Genomic DNA, 17,975 nt, shown 5'->3' with positions numbered 1-17,975 from the left:
TGCCGGTCATTGAGACACGCTATGTGAAGCCGGCCATTCCGCCATCTCTCGCCATGCCGTGCAATCCGCCCGTCAGGCTTCCTGATCGTACCCTTTCGGCTGGCGATATCGTGCCGTTATGGGCGCGCGATCGAGCCTCCCTGAAAGCCTGCGCCGCCCGCCATAACGCCCTTGTGGAGACAACGAAGTGACCAAAGAACAATTAGCCGATGGCAGCTATTTCATCATCGGGCGGCGTTTTGGCATCGGCGGGGTTGCCGGCGTTCTGGCGGCCCTCGCATCGATCTATCTTGGCATCAACATGGAACTGAATGGCCACAAATCCCGCCTTGACATGCTGGAGCGCGTCACCGCGACCGCGCCTGCCGATCGCGATGCGCTTGTCAGAGTGCTGGTTATTCAAGAGCGGATGGCGGAGCAGCTGAAGCGCATCGAGGGGTATCTGATGGAAAGCAACGGCAGGGTGTTTGGCCGGTGAGAATCCCGGGGAAACATCTGACGGACGACGAGCGGTTTGTGCTGCGCGCTCTTTTGCGCGAGGGCGTTAACCCCACCTATGCCGCCCGCCGCCTCGGCATGGACCCGCGTACCGCCAGGCGGGAAGCCCGCGCGCTCGCGGGGGCTTCCGTGGCGCCCACAAAAGGCGCTGCATCTGTGCCGGAGGTTCCGGCCGATCCAATCGAGGTCCGCCGTCTGAAGGACACGGTTGCGCGACAGACCGCACGTCTGGCTGAGGCCGAGCGTCGCGCAGTCACGGATCAATCCCTTCGCGCGGCCGTGTTTGGTTTGGCAGAAGATCCTCCGACCCCGGAGGATTGGAGCCCCAGACGTGAGCGTGCTGGTTCCACGTCCGAGGCCGTCATTCTCCCGATCTCGGATGTGCATATGGGCGAGGTCATCGATCTTGCGCAGATGGGCGGTCGGAACAGCTACAATCGCCTCATCGCGAAAGAGCGCCTCAAGCGCTATTTCCAGGCGGTTGTGAAGCTGGCGACCGTTCATTGGTCGGGGCCTCCGCCCTCAGTGGTTTATGTGGTGCTGCTCGGCGATCTGATCTCGGGCGAAATTCACGAGGAACTGGCAAAAACCAACGATCTCCTCGCCATTCCGGCGGTGCGCGAATTGTCGGAGGCGCTGGTCAGCGGCATCAACTTGCTGCTCAGGTCCTTCAAATGCGATATCCGCGTGCTGTCGGTGCCGGGCAATCATGGTCGGGTGACGAAAAAGCCGGAGGCGAAGGCGTTCGCTCTCAACTCCTATGACACGTTGACCGCATGGGCTGTCGAGAGCTGGTTCGCCGCGAAGGGCGAGCGGCGCGTCAGTTTCTCCGCGCCGGCGAGCGGTGACGCGCTTGTGCGGATTCACGGCTGGAACATCCTGTTCACCCATGGCGACCGGATCGGTTCGCGCGGCGGTGCAGGGTTCATCGGTCCAGCGGCGACGGCGGCGCGCGGAATGCAGCGCATCATTCAGGATTATGCTGCCGAGGGCGAGATCGTCGATGCCGTCATCATCGGTCACTTCCACACGCCGCTCGAACTCGAACAGGGGTTCGTTAACGGCACGCTGGCGGGGCCATCGGAATATTCACGGTCGGGCCGCATGCGCTCGCACCCGGCCTCGCAATGGATGCTGACCGTCCATCCGCGGCGGGGAATCGCGCGGCGCTGGAAAATTCAGGTTGGTGATCCCTCCGAGGGATCGATCTACAAAGGGCGCGCCGCATGAGTGATGTGAAACCGACAAATCCGAAGGATGGTGCGGCTGTCCACAAGTTGCCGCTCGATCTCGTGCCTGCCTCTCTCAAGGTTTTCGCCGCCCTCGCATTTGCGGAAGGTGCGGCGAAATATGGTGCCTACAACTGGCGTGTGTCCGGCGTGCGCGCCTCCATTTACAAGGCAGCGCTGGAACGCCACCTCGAAAGCTGGTGGAACGGCGAGGAGCTTGACCCGCAAACCGGTGTCCCGCATCTGGCATCCATTCTGGCTTGCGCAGGTATTCTCCTCGATGCCAGCCTTGCGCAGAAACTCAATGATGACAGGCCGCCCCATGTAGCCATGGGCGATCTGATCCGGGGGCTTGAAAGCGATGTCCAGCGAATCAGATCGCTTTTTTCTGACCGAACGCCGCAACACTGCACGCATTCTGGTCAAGCCGCGCCTTCAGCCGGCGTGTGACGGCGGAGCGGCGAAGACTGTCCGCGAACTGATCATCACAGCCCATGGGTTGCCGCTTCGGCCGCTACTCCAGCCCGCGCTTTTCGGGTGACATCTCTTCCGCCCCGTCCTGGCCACTGCGCCGGGGCGGGGCTTTTTGTGTTTTAGGTGCGACAATCGCGGCGAAAAGCCTTGATTTTTTGTGTTGCAAGGTGCGACACGGATCATCTATAGCGCATTGAATTCATTCAATCTGTGCACGCCTTTCGGGCGCGCCATCTTATTTCCACCCATGGATAACCGACTTAAGACGTTGAACGGCAATGCTGTTTTGACGTTGGAAAACCCTTCACACCGACGATACGGCACACGCTCGGCGAAGGCCAATCGGAGCACCGGACGGCGGTACTGAAGCTGTCCACTTTGCCATAAATTCCAAGGACTTGAGAGGAATTCCATGGCGCGTTGGAACAAATCGTCAAAGGCATATTGCGGCTTGCTCTAATTCTCGAGCATTTCCGCGATCAGAAGCCTGCGGATTTCAAGATCGGCGATTTTCTTCTCGTAAGCCGTGATCGCTGGTGGATCGGCCAGTAGCCCAAAGGCTGTTTTGGCTCTGGCGTCAGATTCACAAATCCATCCAAGGCGCACAGGCGTCTGCAGGCTGTGGCACAGAAGGCAAGATGTGCGTGGTACTACCGCGCCTATCATGGCAAGGGGGCTGAGCCCCCGTTGCATCCCCGGGACACACTGAAATTCGTGTAGCAGTTCAGGACATGATTTTGAACCAAGTTCGTACCGCGAGGTTGAGCCGTTCTTGTTCCAACTCGTCTGTCGGGTTACAGTGAGCAATCGGCCCTCTTAATAAATTCAATTGGTTTGATACATTACTAACAGCTGTTTTCGATTGAAATATTGGTTCAAAAAGATCCCAATTATCTGTAATAATTTGTGATAGTTCCCCAAAAGTAGTGTAATCAATCAGTTGATCAGAGCGCGGTGTGATACCGCTGTCTACTTCTTTCTTTTTTCTTGCTTCCGAAGGCTCTTTTATTCTCTTTTCATCGACGCGCTTGCTATTCCACCAATCTGCTCCTTCGGCCTCAATAAGCATATCGGCGACTAACTTACGAATAGAATTCTCAAGACAATAAAAAACTTCATAGAATTCGGACATTCTTGCCGCTTCATTGCGAAGATTTACCTCAAATTGCTCGTACTCTGTCGCCTTTCTATTCTTAGGTCCATCTGCTAAATGCCCAAGATTTATCGAGAATTCCTTCTCAACTTGAGATAGATTGCTGACGATCTGCAATCCGGACATTCCAAATGCTCGGATAATCCCATCTGGTCGTTTAGGCATCGTCTTTTCGCAACAAATTTTGCTTCAAACTCTTGAAAATTGCATCAAAGACCGCCGGATATGACGTAGCTGGAAGATTTAAATTGATTGTGTAGCCGAGGTTCAAACCGAATTCTTGTATCGATGGCTGATTTGAATGATCGCTTGCTAGCGCGGGAGGACTCGTCATCCGCTTGTTGGATTCTGGTTCTACCAACGCGGCATCAAAATTTGCAAAAGACTTTAGATTTTTAATGCAGCTTACGATCAATTTCACTGGATTAGAGTCATGTGCTTGCCCTGTCTCCTCAACAACCAAACTAACAAGAGCGTTTTTATTGAGTTGATGCATAAATTCGTTGCGATTATATAAAGGTGCATATGCATACTTTATTGATTCGGCAATTGCACTTCCCGATTGAACAGGATTTCTAAACTTACGATACCTATCATTCGGCGAACCATCGGAATTTGTTAGGTTCAATTTCTTCAGAAACGAAGTCATTTGATCACCCGAGCCACCAGGTATCTTCAGAATTGTTTTAACAAAATCTTGACTTACGCGCTCAGGCACAGCCGCCTTCTTTATCTCATCGAGCGCCTTGATGATATTGCCTGGCGAAGTCACGTACGGCAGTGACGACATTATCTGCAGCCCTTAGTCTCAATTGTTGTCATTCCAAATAATACCCCATGCTGTGACTCTTGCATAGAGCAATGTTCTTTGAACGTTCTTGATATCTGGCTATTGTTAGAGTCTATGTCGGCAACAAAAAAATTCACAATTTCAACTAATTGGCGCGCCATTTAGTTTTTTCATGTTCACAAAATCAATGACTTACTGGTCCAGCTTGTCGTACCCGAGCGAACCCCGATTAAGATCCGGTAATTTTTGGCGCAACGTCAGTGCAGATAAGCGTGGTCGACCCGTTACTCGGCAAGTCTGTTGAAGCGGGATATAGCACGAGCGAGGTTGCGCGCGGCACACCCGCAGCTTGTTTGGCAGGTGATGCCTGATCACCTGCCATTCCTTCTTCGTCAGATCGTAGCGGCCGATCGACAAGCCATCAAAAAAGGGTTTGAATCACGCCGGAGCGCGATAGGGGCTCATCACTGCGATGGAATCCGTATCGCTTCTGCGTTCATAAATCTTATTCCACGGCAACCAATAATTTGTAACACTAAGTATTTTATTGATTGATATGCAACAAAGACAACACTATAATAATATTTATATAGCAAAACAGAATTATAAACGTGGAGATAACCAGTCGATGGGCCGGGTTATTCTTTTTCAAAACGCTATACCGTTCTGGCAGACCGATGCCACACTTCAAGATCATAGCGATCTCGTCATCATCTCTGGCAATGCGGATAATGAATGGCATTACACCATTCTGGCGGCGCACGTGCCTCTCTTGCTTGCGGCTTTAACGAAAGACGCACGATCTTCTTTCGCCGTTCCTGCTGATGCGAGCGTGCTGGACGTGCTTGCAAATCATTTTGCAGGAGATCAAAATCCCTATGACGATATCCTTCATTTTCTAGAGCAACATGCCATTCCCGTGACGGCAACCGCATGGCTTTCGAGCGATTAGGGTCGAGCGTGCGCCTTCAGTATTCGGCAGCCACGAGCACATAGAGCTTGGCTGCTTCGAGCCGGGCAAGCAGGTCTTGCAGACCGGCAAAATCGGTGAGAAATTGCCGCATCTCTTCGCCAGTCATCCGGGCGCCGACCGTCCCTAGTCGATCGAGTTAATGTTAGGCGCGCTTTTAAATGTCAGGGCACGCGTTCGGCACTATGGTGAAGAGCTGGGAGGTTCGGTCAATACCCTCGCCGTTCCTTTTGCCGCGCCAGCATCGAGAGCGCATCTAGCGCCTGCCCTGCCGAGGGATAGATATCGTGCCGCACCCGCTCAGCGCCGCCGATCCATTTCGCAATTGTGCAGCCTCGCAATTGCGTATCGAGACCATCATTGAGCGCGTCAAAGCCTCACCGTCCAAGGCGTCATTCCGTCAGGCTTGTCATCCCGCTTTAAGCCAATCCCGCAGGGCCGCATTGATGCGCGATTGCCAGCCCGGACCATCGGCCCGGAAACGCTCGATAATGTCCGCGTCAAGTCGCAGCGTGGTAGAAACCTTGGGCGCTTCGGCCTTGGGGCGCCCGCGCCTCACTTCCGTCCTGTCGAGCTTCGCTACCCATTCCGGGGCGCTCATGTCCGGGGCGTCATCAGGGGCAATCCAGCCGACGTCCATAGGCTTTCTGTTCGCGGTCATTGGCCTTCCTCATTGAAATGATCCGGCGTGCATTCGCCCGAGGCGTCCACACCAGCACAACCATTCGCCCATCGAGCCTACCAATCGTGATGAAGCGCGGTTCGCCATAATCCGCCCTGTCATCCTCGATGGTGAGGGTGTTGCCGTCGAAAATCGTTCCGGCCCGCGCCATATCCAAGCCGCGATGTTCCACAACGGCTTGGCGTTTGGCTGGATCGACTTCGATTTTCATGATTATCGTTACTACAAAAATAGTAACGACACAAGATTTTTGTTACTACGTCAATTCGTGCATGGGCGCAGCTAACTTGTCTCCAATCCGCGCGCAAGGGGCACGATGGTTGTCCCCGCCTGCCCTTCGAGCGTGGCCGTCAGCATATCGCCAACTGTGTTGAATACTTGGTTCACAGGGCTTGCGTCGAAGTTTGCTTGACGCGCCGCTGTCGTGATGTTCCGATGCCGCAAAAGATTGCGCACGATAAAGCTCGAAACACCCGCCTGTACCGCGTAGCTTCCATCTCTTCACAAGAGATATGGCCCTGCTCCTTTCGGGCGCGCCATTTTTCAGCAACAGCATGGCGCCAGCAGGTTCGCCCCTCACAGCAGCCGGTTCGCCTTGGCGATATCCTTCAAGCTGACCAAGGGCCTCGCGCCCAGATGGGAGATCACTTCGGCGGCGGCAAGGCCGCCCAGCTCGCCCGAGCGGCGATGGCCAAGGTCGTGGGCAAGGCCGTAGAGGAAGCCGGCGGCAAAGAGATCGCCAGCCCCGGTTGTGTCCACCACCTGCTCCACCGGCGCTGCCGGCACCTCAACCGTCGTCATGCCCTCGATGATGACACAGCCCTTTTCCGAGCGGGTGACGGCAGCCAGTTTGGCGTCTTTGCGCAAGGCTTCCAAGGCGGTGTTGAAATCGGCGGTCGTATAGAGCGCTTTCAACTCGTGCTCATTGGCAAACAGCGTATCAACCGCGCCTGAGCGCAACAGATCGAGGAATTCCTCGCGGTAGCGCTCGACGCAGAACGCATCCGAGAGCGTCAATGCCACCCGGCGCTCTTTGGCGCGGGCGATGGCGGATGCCTTGCGGAAGGCCGCCTTGGCGTGCGGCGGGTCCCACAGATAACCTTCGAGATAGGTGATCTTGGCCGCTTCGATGAGCGCGGGATCAACATCATGTTCGTCAAGCGCCTGACAGGCGCCCAGGAAGGTGTTCATCGTGCGCTCGCCATCAGGCGTCACCAGAATGAAGGAGCGGGCGGTGGCCGGGCCGTCTTTAGCCGGAGGCGTGGTGAAGGCAACGCCGGCGGCACGAATGTCATGGATGAAGCGCGCGCCCAGATGATCCTCCTTCACCTTGCCGATGAAGGCTGCCTTGCCGCCCAGCGAGGCGATGCCGGCAATCGTATTGGCGCCTGAGCCGCCGGAAATCTCCTCCGTCGGTCCCATGCCCTGATAGAGCGCCTCGGCTGCCGTCTCGTCGATAAGCTGCATCGAGCCTTTGGCGAGATGGCGGCTTGCCAGGAAGTCCTCTTCGGTACGCGCAAGAATGTCGACAATGGCGTTACCGATGCCAAGGACGTCAAGTGTCGGGGTCATGGGATGCTCGTTTGCTTGGGAGAAACAGGGTGACGGCGCATACCCCGGTTGGCGCTTGCAGTAAAGCTCGGCTATCAAGGGACGCATGGCTCAGAAATCTTCGCCCTCCACCACCCATTTCGGTTTCGAGGATGTCCCCGAAAGCGAAAAGCAGCAGCGCGTTGACGAGGTCTTCCGCTCGGTTGCGGCGCGCTACGACATCATGAACGACGTGATGTCAGCGGGGCTCCACCGCGTGTGGAAGGATATCTTCGTCACCATGGCTGCGCCGCCACGCACCCTCGCCTACCGCCATCTCGATGTGGCGGGCGGCAGCGGCGACATCGTGCTGCGCCTGCTGGCGGCTGGAGGACCGCAGGTTACCTCCGTTCTCTCCGACATCAATGGCGACATGCTGGCGGTCGGGCGCGAGCGTATCGACAAGGCGGGGCTTGGCGCCCGTGTCGAGGTGTGCGAGGCCAATGCCGAGGCCCTGCCCTTTGGCGATCGCTGTTTTGATCTGGTGACGATCGCCTTTGGCATCCGCAACGTGCCGCGCATCGACGTGGCGCTCGGTGAGTTCTACCGGGTGCTGCGGCCGGGCGGGCGCTTTCTCTGCCTCGAATTTTCAACCGTCGATGTGCCGCTGCTCGACAAGCTTTACGACCTCTATTCGTTCAACGTCATCCCGCGTCTCGGCAGCCTGATCGCCGGCGATGAGGCGGCCTATCGCTATCTGGTTGAATCGATCCGCCGCTTTCCCGATGCCGAGCGCTTCGCCACGATGATCGGCGGGGCGGGATTTGCCCGCGTCAGCGCCAGGCCGCTGTCGGGCGGCATTGTTGCCATTCATTCCGGCTGGCGGCTGTAAGGGGATAGGCCGGGCGATGGTCAGTCTTGTCATCGATCTCTTTCGCCTGGCACGCGCCGGCTTTGTCATGGTGCGCGAAGGCGTTCTGCGCTTTGTGCCGCAAGATGACATGCCGCCGCCCGTGAGACTGGCGGTCCGTGTCGCGCGCTCTATCGAGCGTGGCGACATCGGCGAGCAAAGCCGTGCCGACCGGCTGTCAGCGGCATTCGCCCGCCTCGGGCCCTCTTATGTCAAGCTCGGGCAGTTTCTCGCCACCCGTCCCGATGTCGTCGGCCAGAGCGTGGCGCGCGATCTCGAGCGGTTACAGGACCGCCTGCCACCCTTCCCCGTCGAGCAGGCGCGCACCATCCTGCAAGCGGCCTTTTCACGCAATGTCGATGATTTTTTTGGTACCCTCCAACCTGCCGTTGCCGCTGCCTCGATTGCCCAGGTGCACAAGGTTCGCCTTGCTGACGGGCGCGATGTCGCGGTCAAGGTGCTGCGGCCGGATGTGAGCGCGCGCTTCTACCGTGATCTCAGGGCCTATTTTACCGCAGCCCACCTCATCGAACGCTGTGTCCCCTCGGCGCGCCGGCTTGATCCGGTGGGTGTGGTGCGCACGCTTGCCGACAGTGTGAGGCTTGAAATGGATCTGCGGCTTGAAGCAGCAGCGCTCTCGGAGCTGGCGGAAAACACCAGGGATGACGATGGCTTCCGCCTGCCGGGCGTTGACTGGCACCGTACCGTCAGGAACGTCCTCACGACCGACTGGATCGACGGCATTCCGCTGTCTGACACGGACCGGCTGCGGCGCGAGGGGCATGATCTGCCAGGGCTCGGGCGCGCGGTCATCCAGCATTTCCTGCGCCATGCCATGCGTGATGGATTTTTCCACGCCGACATGCATCAGGGTAATCTTTTCGTCGATTCAGCCGGGCGCCTGGTGGCGGTCGATTGCGGCATCATGGGGCGGCTCGACCAGCGCGAGCGGCGGTTTCTGGCCACCATCCTCTACAGCTTCATCACCCGCGATTACCGGCGTGGAGCGCAAGCGCATTTCGAGGCAGGCTACGTGCCACGCCATCAATCGGTTGCCACCTTTGCACAGGCGCTGCGGGCGATCGGCGAACCGATCCATCAGAAGACGGCGGATGAAATTTCCATGGCCCGCCTGCTGGCGCAGCTTCTCGAATACACGCAGGTCTTCGAGATGCGCACGCGGCTTGAGCTGATCTTGCTGCAAAAGACCATGGTCGTGGTGGAAGGTGTCGGTCGCTCCCTCGACCCGAAACTCGATATGTGGAAGACGGCTGAGCCCGTCGTGCGCGAATGGATGGCGCATCATCTGGGTCCGCGCGGGGGCCTGGAACGGGTGGGCGAGACAGCGCGTCAGCTCGTCCATCTGGCCTCTGAATCGCCGGAAATTCTCATGCGCGTTCAAAGCGCGGCAGAGGACTGGCTGGCACGCCGCGAGGCGCCGCTTGCCCCGCCGGTTGCCAATGAGCCAAGCCGGCTGCCGTGGCTCGTGGCACTCGCAGCGATCGCACTTGCTGCGCTTGCCTGGTGGCGCTGAACTGTTCAGCCTCTGGTAAGGTTCTAGGATGAAAATGCCGGATTGCGTTCGTTGCGCGGGGTTGAACCATGTGCCGCTGGATTGCCTATAAGGGCCAACCGGTTTTTCTCGAAGATGTCGTGTCAAAACCCGACCACAGCCTGGTCCATCAATCGCTTCATGCGGAACAGGCCAAGACCGAGACCAATGGCGATGGCTTTGGGCTTGGCTGGTATGGCGAGCGCACGGAGCCCGGTCTTTACCGCGAAATCCTGCCCGCATGGTCGGATGATAATCTGCGCAACATCGCCCGCCATGTCCGCGCCGGGACTTTTTTTGCCCATGTCCGTGCCTCGACCGGCACTGCAACCAGCCGCCCCAATTGCCATCCCTTCGCCTGCGGGCCGTGGATGTTCATGCATAACGGCCAGATCGGCGGCTATGCGGCGCTGCGCCGGAAGATTGAGAACCTCATTCCCGATGCCTACTATGCCAGCCGCTTCGGCACGACCGACAGCGAGGCGCTGTTCCTCATCGCGCTGGCGCGTGGTGCCGGCGCCTGTCCGGCGGTTGGCATGGCGGAAACACTGGCGCTGGTGAGAGCGATGATGCGCGAGGCAGGCATTGATGAACCGCTGCGCTTTGCCGCCGCCATGACCGATGGCGATAATCTGTTTGCCTTCCGCTGGGCCTCCGATGACAAGGCTCCCACCGTCTATTACCGCCAGGAGGGCGATGATCTTCTGATCGTCTCGGAGCCGACAGACCGCGAGCGCCAGCGCTGGCAGGCGCTGCCGGCGGCGCATGCCATCATATTGCGCAAGGGCGAAAGCGTGCGTGTTGTTGGCTTCGAGCCGGAGGCGATCAGACTGGCTGCGTGACATCTGACATGTTCTACTAATGCGCCTCCTCCCAGTTGCGCGCGGCGCGGGCGTCAACCACCAGCGGCACGGAAAGCGCGAGCGCCGGCAGGCTTGATCCTTCCATCACATGACGGATGACCGGCAGCGTTGCCTGCACCTCGTCTTCCGGCACTTCGAAGATCAGTTCATCATGGACCTGCAGCAGCATGCGGGCGCCGAGCCCTGCTTTGCCAAGTGCCGCCTCCATGCGGATCATGGCGCGGCGGATGATGTCGGACGCGCTGCCCTGGATGGGAGCGTTGATCGCCTGGCGCTCGACGAAGGCACGCTCGGAGGGGTTCTTCGAGGCAATCGCCGGGAGGTGGCATTTGCGCCCGAAGATGGTGGTGACATAACCATCGCGGCGCGCCTGTGCCTTGGTCGCCTCCATGTAGTCGCGTATGCCGGGGAAGCGCTCAAAATAGGTCTTGATATAGGCACCCGCCTCCTCGCGCGCGATGGACAGCTGATTGGCAAGGCCGAAGGCGGAAATACCGTAGATGATGCCGAAATTGATCGCCTTGGCGCGCCGCCTGATATCGCCGGGCATGCCATCAACCGGCACACCGAACATTTCGGACGCCGTCAGCGCGTGAATATCGATGCCCCTGGCGAAAGCGGCCTTCAATTGCGCAATGTCGGCGATGTGGGCCAGCAATCGCAGCTCGATCTGCGAATAGTCGGCTGATACCAGCTGCCATCCCGGCGCCGCGATAAAGGCGGTGCGGATCTTGCGTCCCTCCTCGGTGCGCACGGGAATGTTCTGCAGGTTGGGTTCCGACGATGAGAGGCGCCCCGTCGTCGTGGCGGCCAGCGAATAAGAGGTGTGGACGCGTCCGCTCTCGCGGTTGACGAAGCCTGGCAACGCATCCGTGTAGGTCGATTTCAGCTTTGACAATTGCCGCCAGTCGACGATGAGGCGCGGCAGCTTATGGCCTTCTGCGGCCAGATCCTCCAGCACGCTTGCGGTCGTCGACCATTGGCCGGTGGCCGTCTTTTTGGCCCCCGGAAGACCAAGCTTGCCGAAGAGGAGGTCGCCCAGCTGCCTGGGCGAGGCGATATTGAAACGCTCACCGGCGTCCTTGTAGATGTCTTCCTCGATGGCCCCCATGCGCTGGGCAAATTCACCCGAGAGCCGCGAGAGAATCTGGCGATCAACGAGGATACCGCGTGCTTCCATGCGGGCCAGAACCGGCACCAGCGGACGCTCCAGCGTCTCGTAGAGCGTGGTCATGCCTTCGGCCGGCAGGCGCGGTTTCAAAACCCGCCACAGGCGCAGCGTGATGTCGGCATCCTCGGCGGCGTAGCGCGTAGCCTCGGCAAGCGGCACCAGTGAGAAATCCTTCGTTGCGCCTTTTTGTGCCGCCGTCACCTCCTTGAAGGCTATTGGCTTGTGACCAAGATATGTCTCGCTCAGCTCATCCATGCCATGGCCGCCACGCCCGGCATCAAGCGCGTAGGAAAGCAGCATCGTGTCATCGATGGGCGCCAAGGTTATACCCCAACGGGCGAACACGTTGAGGTCGTATTTGATGTTCTGGCCGATCTTCAGAACGCCTGGGTGTTCCAGCAGCGGCTTCAATCGCTCCATCACCAATTCGGCCGCAAGCTGGCCCTCGATCCTGCCACCGCCGAAAAGACCATCGCCGCCGCGATGCGCCAGCGGCACATAGCAGGCTTCGTTGGTGTCGGTCGCCAGTGACAGGCCGACGATATCAGCGCCCACCGCATCGAGGGCGTTCGTCTCCGTATCAACACAGAGGACGCCGGAGCGCATCGCCACCCCAATCCAGTGATCCAGCCGCTCCAGAGTGCTGACCATCTCATAGCGGTCAAGATCGACGCTGGCGCCGGCGGCTTCTGTCCGACGCTTTGCTGCAAGGGTGGCGGGGCTGGCGCCATCGAGACCGGCAGACGCGGGTGCGGGCGTTGCTGCTGCAACAGATGTGCTTGCGGCCGGCGGCACCAGGGCGAGTGTTCCTGCATCCGCGTCAATGAGGGTCGCGTCAGCGTCGTAGAGTTCCGCCACACGCTTGGTGATGGTGGTGAATTCAAGCCCTTTGAGAAACGCAATCAGCGGGCGCGGATCAGGATCGACCAGCCGCAGATCGCCAAGCGGCACTTCGGTTTCCACGTCATCGACCAGATGAACAAGCTGGCGGGACAGGCGTACTTTCTCGACCACGTGCGGGTCGGTCAATGTTTCGCGGCGCTTGGGCTGTTTGATCTCGCCGGCACGTGCCAGCAATGCCTCGAGGTCACCATATTCGGTGATGAGCTGGGCTGCCGTCTTGATGCCGATGCCCGGTGCGCCCGGCACGTTGTCGGTGGCGTCCCCGGCGAGTGCCTGCACATCGACGACGCGCTCCGGCGGCACGCCGAAATAATCCTTCACCTCATCGACGCCGATGCGCCGCTCGGCACGAAATCCCTTGCCGCGCTGCGGCTCGCCCGAGGCTGGATCATACATCGCCACTTTCGGGCCGATGAGCTGCATCAGATCCTTGTCGGCGGAGATGATCAGCACATCAGCACCCGCTTCGCGAGCCTGCCGGGCGTAGGTGGCGATCAGATCATCCGCCTCGTAGCGTATCTGCTCGACAGGAACGAGGCCAAAGGCGCGCACAGCGCTGCGCATCAGCGGGAATTGCGGCACCAGATCGTCAGGCGGGTCCGGGCGATGGGCTTTGTACAGCGGATAAAGCTCCTTGCGGAAGGAAGCTTCCGATTTATCGAAGATGATCGCCAGGTGGGTTGGCCTGATGCCAAGCGCGCCATCGCGAACGAATTGAAGAAGCTTGTTGCAGAACAGGCGGACGGCGCCCGTCGGCAATCCGTCGGAGCGGCGATTATACCGTTGATCCTGATTGATCGACTGGAAATAGGCGCGGAAGACGAAGGATGAACCATCGACAAGAAAGACGTGATCGCCTGGAACGACAGGAGGAGATGCGGACAAGGGAGGCCTCGGCACGGTTCTGAGCTTTGGGTTATAAGCAGGGTCGGCAGCGATGGCGACACCGATCAACCCGTCCAGTCTCGCATAGCGGCAAATTCGGAGATAGGCGATGTTCACGTTACCGCACTTACCACCGCTTGCTGTCTCCAACATGGGACGATTGCGCCTTGATACGCTGGTGCGGCTGCGCTGGCTGGCGGTCGCGGGACAGACTGCGTCCATCCTCCTTGTTCGCTACGGATTCGGCTTCACCCTGCCATTGCTGCCCTGTTTTGCCGTCATCCTTGCGCTGGTCGCGGCCAATCTGGCGTCACGCTACGTTTTTCCGGCAACGATGCGTCTGAGCGGTCGCATGGCCCTTGCCTATCTAGGCTTCGACATCGCCCAGCTGGCAGCCCTGCTCTATCTCACTGGCGGGCTTGGCAATCCTTTCGCCTTCCTGTTCCTCGTGCCGGTGATGGTCTCGGCCTCCAGCCTGCATCCGGCACAGACCCTGCTCCTCGGGTGCCTGACGCTTGTGGCCGCTGCAGTGATCGGCATATGGCACCTGCCGCTGCCATGGTCGCCGGGGGAAGTTTACCGGCCAGCGACGCTGTTTGTTCTCGGCGCCTGGTTTTCACTTGCCGCCTCGATGGTCTTCATGGGGCTTCACGTGTCTCGCATTGCCCGCGAGAGCCAGCAATTGTCGGACGCGTTGACCGCGACCGAGCTGGCGCTGGTCCACGAACAGCATCTGTCACAGCTCGACGGCCTTGCCGCAGCAGCAGCACACGAGCTGGGGACACCGCTTGCGACCATCGCCCTCATAGCCAAGGATCTGGAAGGCGATCCGGCGCTCAAAGCCGACCATGGCGAGGACATAGCCCTGTTGCGCGAGCAAATCTTGCGGTGCCGCGATATCATGAGCAAGCTGACGTCACTGGGAGCGTCGGATAACGAGCCCTTTCATCGCCTGACGCTCTCCCATCTTCTTGAGAATATCGTCGAACCGCATCGCCATTTCGGCGTTCAGGTCACCGTTGAATGCAGGGGAAGCGGGCCGGAGCCTGTCGGCAGGCGCGACCCGGCCATCCTTTATGGTCTCGGCAATCTCATCGAAAATGCCATCGACTTTGCACACGACACCGTTCGCATCGATGCACGCTGGAGCGAGCGCCAGATATCGGTGCTGATTATCGACGATGGTCCCGGCATTCGCGCTGATATCATGACGCGCCTTGGTGAGCCGTACGTTTCGGGGCGAAGCCAAGACAGCGGAGGGCTGGGCCTCGGATTCTTCATTGCCAAACGGCTCCTCGAGCGAAGCGGCGGGCGCATTGCGCTGGCCAATCGACCGCCACCTGACCACGGGGCGCAGTTGAAGATCGACTGGATGAGGGCCGATTTCGAAAAAGACGAGATCACGTCGACCTATGCCAACGCGTGAAAATAAATTTACCGTCCCAGGCAATCCACTGCCCAAAATGAAGCGTAATGGAATACACTTATGACGCCGTCGGGTGTTTCCGAGCCTGATCTGTTTAATCTTTGCGCGCCTTTTTGTTTCATTTTTTGCTCTTTTTGCAGCCAAACCACCCTTTTGAAGGTCCATACGACACAGGAACGCACCATGTCACTTGATATGCACAAGGATAGAAGCCTGCTGATCGTCGATGATGATCGGGCGTTTCTTCAGCGTCTGAGCAGTGCCATGTCAACGCGCGGCTTTGATGTCTGTGCTGTTGAAAGCGTCGCCGAAGGGGTAGCGCATGTGGCGAAATCCCCGCCCGCATTCGCTGTGGTTGACCTGCGACTTGGTGACGGCAATGGGCTTGATGTGGTGCGCCGGCTGAAGGCGGAGCGGGCGGATGCGCGCGCCATCGTGCTGACCGGCTACGGCAATATCGCCACCGCCGTTACCGCCGTGAAGCTCGGAGCCATGGATTATCTGGCAAAACCAGCGGATGCCGACGAAGTAATGAGCGCGCTTGTCAGCGAGGCAGGCTCGCGGCCTGAACCCCCCGCCAACCCCATGTCAGCTGATCGCGTACGCTGGGAACACATCCAGCGCGTCTACGAACTGTGCGAGCGCAACGTGTCGGAAACCGCCCGCAGGCTTGGCATGCACCGGCGCACCCTGCAGCGTATTCTGGGCAAGCGGGCGCCGCGCTGAGTTCCGCGCGCCTTGCGTTCAGTGGAGGCTCAGCGTCACCAGATCATGCTGCCAGGCATTGGCCAATGCAGCTTCCCGCGTGTCGGTCAGCATGATCGGCGTGCCATCGGCGCTGAAGAGCGCGAACAGGCGCAGACCGGGCTGGAGACGCGGCGCTTGCGGGAAGAGGTTCGGTACCTCTTCGGCCAACAGTGTGCGGACATAGGCCAATCTGCCCTCGCCAAGGGTGGCAAAAGACGGATCGGTACTGACAATATTACGGGGCATGGTACCCTCCTCAACGATCCTGAGACAGCAATGCTGCGCTCAAGAAGTTAATCCTTTGCGATGATGTCGACGCGCCGCGTCAGGCGCTGCGGTTCGGGGCGCAGCAAATCGATGGAAAGCAGCCCGTTCTCAAGCCGGGCCTCGGTCACCTCGATGCCCTCCGCCATAACGAACGTGCGCTGGAACTGACGGGTGGCGATGCCACGATGGAGAAACAGCCGGTCGGACATATCGTCGCTCTGGCGGCCGCGTACCATCAGCTGGCGCTCCTCGACGGTGATTTCGAGCTCATCGCGGCTGAAACCGGCCACCGCCAGCGTGATGCGCAGCGCCGTCCCGCGGTCCTCGTTCACGCGTTCGATATTATAGGGCGGGTAGCCATCGCTCTGGCTTTTGGCGGCGCGCTCAAGCAGGCGCTCCATGTCCTCGAATCCAAGCAGGAGAGGCGAGGAAAATTGCGGTTGACGTGCCATGACGAAGCCCTCCTTGAAGCGACTTCAAACCGGCGGACCCGATTTCGGCATCCGCCTTGTGCTATAGATCGCCATATGGGGAAGAGAACTGTCAGGCGCAAGGGGCCTGAAACGACGTCAGGATGTGATGATGCCACCGGACCTGAACACACGGGATGGCTGAAACATACCGGCTTCCACGGTGCCGATGGCAATCAGCTCGCCATGGCAGGTCGCATAGGCCTCACCCTCGATGATCGGCGCGTCTCGTCCCCGCAGCAGCGCTGCCTGCCCACGGCGCAGACGCTCTGCGGCATGACGATCAATGGCGATATGCGGCAGATCGGCAAGGGCGCCGGCGATAGGGTGAAGAATGGTGCGGAGCTGTGCTGCCGCCTCGGGATGCTCGCGCAGGGCAAGGATTGCTTCGAGGCTGACGGCCTCGTCGGCACGAAAATCGCCGACCTGCGTACGCCGCAGCGTCGACACATGGCCAAGGCAGCCGAGATCACGCCCGATATCGCGCGCCAGGGATCGTACATAGGTGCCCTTGCCGCATTCGCATTCAAACACGGCATGGTCATCATCGGGCATGTCGGCGAGCGTCAGCTCATAGACATTGACCTGGCGGGCGACGAGAGTGACGCTTTCCCCCTCGCGCGCCAGATCATAGGCACGCTCGCCCTGGATTTTGATGGCGGAGAATTGCGGCGGCACCTGCTCGATGGTGCCGGTATAGCGCGGCAGGAGCGCCATGATGGCCTCGCGGGTCGGACGCAGGGCGCTCTCGCGCACAACCTTGCCCTCGCTGTCATCCGTATCGGTTTCCTGCCCCCAGGTGACAGTGAAACGGTAGCGCTTCTGGCCATCCATCACATAAGCGACCGTCTTGGTCGCCTCACCGAGCGCGATCGGCAGGACGCCGGTTGCCAGAGGGTCAAGCGTGCCGGCATGTCCGGCCTTCCTGGCCGACAGCGCCCAGCGGACTGCGCCGACCGCCTGCGTCGAGGTCGTGCCGGTCGGCTTGTCGAGAATGATCCAGCCATCGATATCGCGCTTGATGCGTCGCGGCGCGTTCATGAGGCATTCCCTTTGTCCTGAGCCTCGGTATCGCGACGGACTTCGGGCAATTCCAGCAGGCGATCAATGGAATGGCCGCGCTCGAAGCTGTCATCGGCGCGAAAGCGCAGCTCGGGCATGAACTTCATGGCGATGCGCCGGGCGATGGCGCCACGCAGGAACTTGCTGTTGCGCTCCAGCAGGGCCACGGTTTCGCTTACCAGCCGGCCGCCAAGCGGCATGATGTAGCAGGTGGCGAGCTTGAGATCAGGCGACATGCGCACCTCAGGCACAGTGACCAGACGCGTGTCGATCTTGCTGTCGGCAATCGCCTCGCGCTGCAAGGCTTCTGCGAGAGCGTGGCGAATGGTCTCCCCAACGCGCAATTGTCGCTGCGAGGGGCCGCGTGCCTGGTCTTTCACTGATTTCCGCAAG

22 protein-coding genes are annotated in these 17,975 nt (G+C 59.5%); 11 read left to right on the top strand and 11 right to left on the bottom strand.

The window, feature by feature from the left end; all coding sequences use genetic code 11:
• From ACINK1_RS05665 to ACINK1_RS05650, 4 genes are all read left to right on the top strand, one after another.
• A partial coding sequence (locus ACINK1_RS05665; RefSeq protein WP_395760026.1) for a hypothetical protein occupies positions 1–191 on the top strand: 191 nt, incomplete at its 5' end.
• Positions 188–478 (top strand): hypothetical protein, encoded by a 291-nt coding sequence (locus tag ACINK1_RS05660; protein WP_395760025.1) that lies wholly within the window; start codon positions 188–190, stop codon positions 476–478. The genes ACINK1_RS05665 and ACINK1_RS05660, both read left to right, overlap by 4 nt.
• Positions 475–1,728 carry a helix-turn-helix domain-containing protein gene (locus ACINK1_RS05655; protein ID WP_395760024.1) on the top strand — a complete coding sequence of 418 codons (1,254 nt, stop codon included), beginning with the start codon at positions 475–477 and terminating at the stop codon, positions 1,726–1,728. The genes ACINK1_RS05660 and ACINK1_RS05655 overlap by 4 nt, the downstream gene beginning before the upstream one ends.
• Entirely contained in the window at positions 1,725–2,177 is a 453-nt protein-coding gene (locus ACINK1_RS05650; RefSeq protein ID WP_395760023.1) for a dATP/dGTP diphosphohydrolase domain-containing protein, read from the top strand. The genes ACINK1_RS05655 and ACINK1_RS05650 overlap by 4 nt, the downstream gene beginning before the upstream one ends.
• A gap of 207 nt (positions 2,178–2,384) precedes the next feature.
• Here ACINK1_RS05650 and ACINK1_RS05645 read toward each other — a convergent pair whose 3' ends face one another.
• Complete coding sequence (locus tag ACINK1_RS05645) at positions 2,385–2,615, bottom strand: hypothetical protein (RefSeq protein ID WP_395760022.1); 231 nt, start codon at positions 2,613–2,615, stop codon at positions 2,385–2,387.
• Between the two features lie 6 nt (positions 2,616–2,621).
• Here ACINK1_RS05645 and ACINK1_RS05640 point away from each other — a divergent pair, with 6 nt between their 5' ends.
• On the top strand, positions 2,622–2,753 hold the full coding sequence (locus ACINK1_RS05640) for a hypothetical protein (RefSeq protein ID WP_395760021.1): 132 nt from the start codon (positions 2,622–2,624) through the stop codon (positions 2,751–2,753).
• A gap of 172 nt (positions 2,754–2,925) precedes the next feature.
• Here ACINK1_RS05640 and ACINK1_RS05635 read toward each other — a convergent pair whose 3' ends face one another.
• Both ACINK1_RS05635 and ACINK1_RS05630 read right to left on the bottom strand, forming a co-directional pair.
• Positions 2,926–3,480 carry a Swt1 family HEPN domain-containing protein gene (locus ACINK1_RS05635; RefSeq protein WP_395760020.1) on the bottom strand — a complete coding sequence of 185 codons (555 nt, stop codon included), beginning with the start codon at positions 3,478–3,480 and terminating at the stop codon, positions 2,926–2,928.
• Positions 3,481–3,511: 31 nt separating this feature from the next.
• Positions 3,512–4,144: a DUF5343 domain-containing protein gene (locus ACINK1_RS05630; protein WP_376803890.1), complete on the bottom strand. Its 633-nt coding sequence runs from the start codon at positions 4,142–4,144 to the stop codon at positions 3,512–3,514.
• 547 nt (positions 4,145–4,691) lie between these two features.
• Here ACINK1_RS05630 and ACINK1_RS05625 point away from each other — a divergent pair.
• On the top strand, positions 4,692–5,096 hold the full coding sequence (locus tag ACINK1_RS05625) for a hypothetical protein (RefSeq protein ID WP_395760019.1): 405 nt from the start codon (positions 4,692–4,694) through the stop codon (positions 5,094–5,096).
• Between the two features lie 427 nt (positions 5,097–5,523).
• Here the strand turns inward: ACINK1_RS05625 and ACINK1_RS05620 are convergent, their stop codons facing one another.
• From ACINK1_RS05620 to ACINK1_RS05610, 3 genes are all read right to left on the bottom strand, one after another.
• Entirely contained in the window at positions 5,524–5,715 is a 192-nt protein-coding gene (locus ACINK1_RS05620; protein WP_376800111.1) for a BrnA antitoxin family protein, read from the bottom strand.
• Positions 5,716–5,728: 13 nt separating this feature from the next.
• Complete coding sequence (locus ACINK1_RS05615) at positions 5,729–6,007, bottom strand: BrnT family toxin (protein ID WP_376800110.1); 279 nt, start codon at positions 6,005–6,007, stop codon at positions 5,729–5,731.
• A gap of 365 nt (positions 6,008–6,372) precedes the next feature.
• A complete protein-coding gene (locus ACINK1_RS05610; RefSeq protein WP_376800109.1) occupies positions 6,373–7,368 on the bottom strand; it encodes an adenosine kinase in 996 nt (331 codons plus the stop codon).
• Between the two features lie 85 nt (positions 7,369–7,453).
• Here ACINK1_RS05610 and ubiE point away from each other — a divergent pair, with 85 nt between their 5' ends.
• The 3 genes from ubiE to ACINK1_RS05595 all read left to right on the top strand — a co-directional run bounded on the left by ubiE (position 7,454) and on the right by ACINK1_RS05595 (position 10,630).
• Entirely contained in the window at positions 7,454–8,218 is a 765-nt protein-coding gene (gene ubiE, locus ACINK1_RS05605) for a bifunctional demethylmenaquinone methyltransferase/2-methoxy-6-polyprenyl-1,4-benzoquinol methylase UbiE (protein WP_376800108.1), read from the top strand.
• 16 nt (positions 8,219–8,234) lie between these two features.
• Positions 8,235–9,770 (top strand): 2-polyprenylphenol 6-hydroxylase, encoded by a 1,536-nt coding sequence (ubiB, locus tag ACINK1_RS05600; protein ID WP_376800107.1) that lies wholly within the window; start codon positions 8,235–8,237, stop codon positions 9,768–9,770.
• Positions 9,771–9,838: 68 nt separating this feature from the next.
• Positions 9,839–10,630: a class II glutamine amidotransferase gene (locus ACINK1_RS05595; protein ID WP_376800106.1), complete on the top strand. Its 792-nt coding sequence runs from the start codon at positions 9,839–9,841 to the stop codon at positions 10,628–10,630.
• Between the two features lie 16 nt (positions 10,631–10,646).
• Here ACINK1_RS05595 and polA read toward each other — a convergent pair whose 3' ends face one another.
• Positions 10,647–13,610 (bottom strand): DNA polymerase I, encoded by a 2,964-nt coding sequence (gene polA, locus ACINK1_RS05590; RefSeq protein WP_376800115.1) that lies wholly within the window; start codon positions 13,608–13,610, stop codon positions 10,647–10,649.
• A gap of 151 nt (positions 13,611–13,761) precedes the next feature.
• On the opposite strand from polA, the gene ACINK1_RS05585 reads away from it, so the two are divergent.
• Together ACINK1_RS05585 and ACINK1_RS05580 are read left to right on the top strand one after the other, a co-directional pair.
• On the top strand, positions 13,762–15,036 hold the full coding sequence (locus tag ACINK1_RS05585) for an ActS/PrrB/RegB family redox-sensitive histidine kinase (protein WP_376800105.1): 1,275 nt from the start codon (positions 13,762–13,764) through the stop codon (positions 15,034–15,036).
• 183 nt (positions 15,037–15,219) lie between these two features.
• Positions 15,220–15,762, top strand: a complete 543-nt coding sequence (locus tag ACINK1_RS05580; protein WP_376800104.1) for an ActR/PrrA/RegA family redox response regulator transcription factor — start codon at positions 15,220–15,222, stop codon at positions 15,760–15,762.
• Positions 15,763–15,780: 18 nt separating this feature from the next.
• Here ACINK1_RS05580 and ACINK1_RS05575 read toward each other — a convergent pair whose 3' ends face one another.
• The 4 genes from ACINK1_RS05575 to rbfA form a co-directional block, all read right to left on the bottom strand.
• Positions 15,781–16,029, bottom strand: coding sequence for a DUF1150 domain-containing protein (locus ACINK1_RS05575; protein WP_376800103.1), 249 nt, complete (start codon positions 16,027–16,029; stop codon positions 15,781–15,783).
• A 47-nt stretch (positions 16,030–16,076) separates the two neighbouring features.
• Complete coding sequence (locus ACINK1_RS05570) at positions 16,077–16,502, bottom strand: Hsp20 family protein (RefSeq protein WP_376800102.1); 426 nt, start codon at positions 16,500–16,502, stop codon at positions 16,077–16,079.
• Between the two features lie 117 nt (positions 16,503–16,619).
• Entirely contained in the window at positions 16,620–17,561 is a 942-nt protein-coding gene (gene truB / locus ACINK1_RS05565) for a tRNA pseudouridine(55) synthase TruB (protein WP_376800101.1), read from the bottom strand.
• A complete protein-coding gene (rbfA, locus tag ACINK1_RS05560) occupies positions 17,558–17,974 on the bottom strand; it encodes a 30S ribosome-binding factor RbfA (protein ID WP_376800100.1) in 417 nt (138 codons plus the stop codon). The genes truB and rbfA overlap by 4 nt, the downstream gene beginning before the upstream one ends.
• Position 17,975 lies beyond the last annotated feature (1 nt).

It is taken from the genome of Raskinella chloraquaticus (SeqCode) (assembly GCF_021731865.1).
In the GTDB taxonomy this organism is placed as follows: Bacteria; Pseudomonadota; Alphaproteobacteria; order Rhizobiales; family UBA4765; genus Raskinella; species Raskinella chloraquaticus.
This window is presented reverse-complemented; position numbering and strand designations above follow the sequence as displayed.

What these genes read in the sequence shown, in the direction of transcription:
- ACINK1_RS05595 (WP_376800106.1), top strand. Translation starts at nt 9,839, where the DNA reads ATGTGCCGCTGGATTGCCTATAAGGGCCAACCGGTTTTTCTCGAAGAT.
- ACINK1_RS05585 (WP_376800105.1), top strand. Translation starts at nt 13,762, where the DNA reads ATGGGACGATTGCGCCTTGATACGCTGGTGCGGCTGCGCTGGCTGGCG.
- ubiE (WP_376800108.1), top strand. Translation starts at nt 7,454, where the DNA reads ATGGCTCAGAAATCTTCGCCCTCCACCACCCATTTCGGTTTCGAGGAT.
- ACINK1_RS05575 (WP_376800103.1), bottom strand. Translation starts at nt 16,029, where the DNA reads ATGCCCCGTAATATTGTCAGTACCGATCCGTCTTTTGCCACCCTTGGC.
- ACINK1_RS05570 (WP_376800102.1), bottom strand. Translation starts at nt 16,502, where the DNA reads ATGGCACGTCAACCGCAATTTTCCTCGCCTCTCCTGCTTGGATTCGAG.
- ACINK1_RS05645 (WP_395760022.1), bottom strand. Translation starts at nt 2,615, where the DNA reads ATGGAATTCCTCTCAAGTCCTTGGAATTTATGGCAAAGTGGACAGCTT.
- ACINK1_RS05615 (WP_376800110.1), bottom strand. Translation starts at nt 6,007, where the DNA reads ATGAAAATCGAAGTCGATCCAGCCAAACGCCAAGCCGTTGTGGAACAT.
- ACINK1_RS05610 (WP_376800109.1), bottom strand. Translation starts at nt 7,368, where the DNA reads ATGACCCCGACACTTGACGTCCTTGGCATCGGTAACGCCATTGTCGAC.
- ACINK1_RS05650 (WP_395760023.1), top strand. Translation starts at nt 1,725, where the DNA reads ATGAGTGATGTGAAACCGACAAATCCGAAGGATGGTGCGGCTGTCCAC.
- ACINK1_RS05630 (WP_376803890.1), bottom strand. Translation starts at nt 4,144, where the DNA reads ATGTCGTCACTGCCGTACGTGACTTCGCCAGGCAATATCATCAAGGCG.
- truB (WP_376800101.1), bottom strand. Translation starts at nt 17,561, where the DNA reads ATGAACGCGCCGCGACGCATCAAGCGCGATATCGATGGCTGGATCATT.
- ACINK1_RS05620 (WP_376800111.1), bottom strand. Translation starts at nt 5,715, where the DNA reads ATGAGCGCCCCGGAATGGGTAGCGAAGCTCGACAGGACGGAAGTGAGG.
- ACINK1_RS05580 (WP_376800104.1), top strand. Translation starts at nt 15,220, where the DNA reads ATGTCACTTGATATGCACAAGGATAGAAGCCTGCTGATCGTCGATGAT.
- ACINK1_RS05635 (WP_395760020.1), bottom strand. Translation starts at nt 3,480, where the DNA reads ATGTCCGGATTGCAGATCGTCAGCAATCTATCTCAAGTTGAGAAGGAA.
- ubiB (WP_376800107.1), top strand. Translation starts at nt 8,235, where the DNA reads ATGGTCAGTCTTGTCATCGATCTCTTTCGCCTGGCACGCGCCGGCTTT.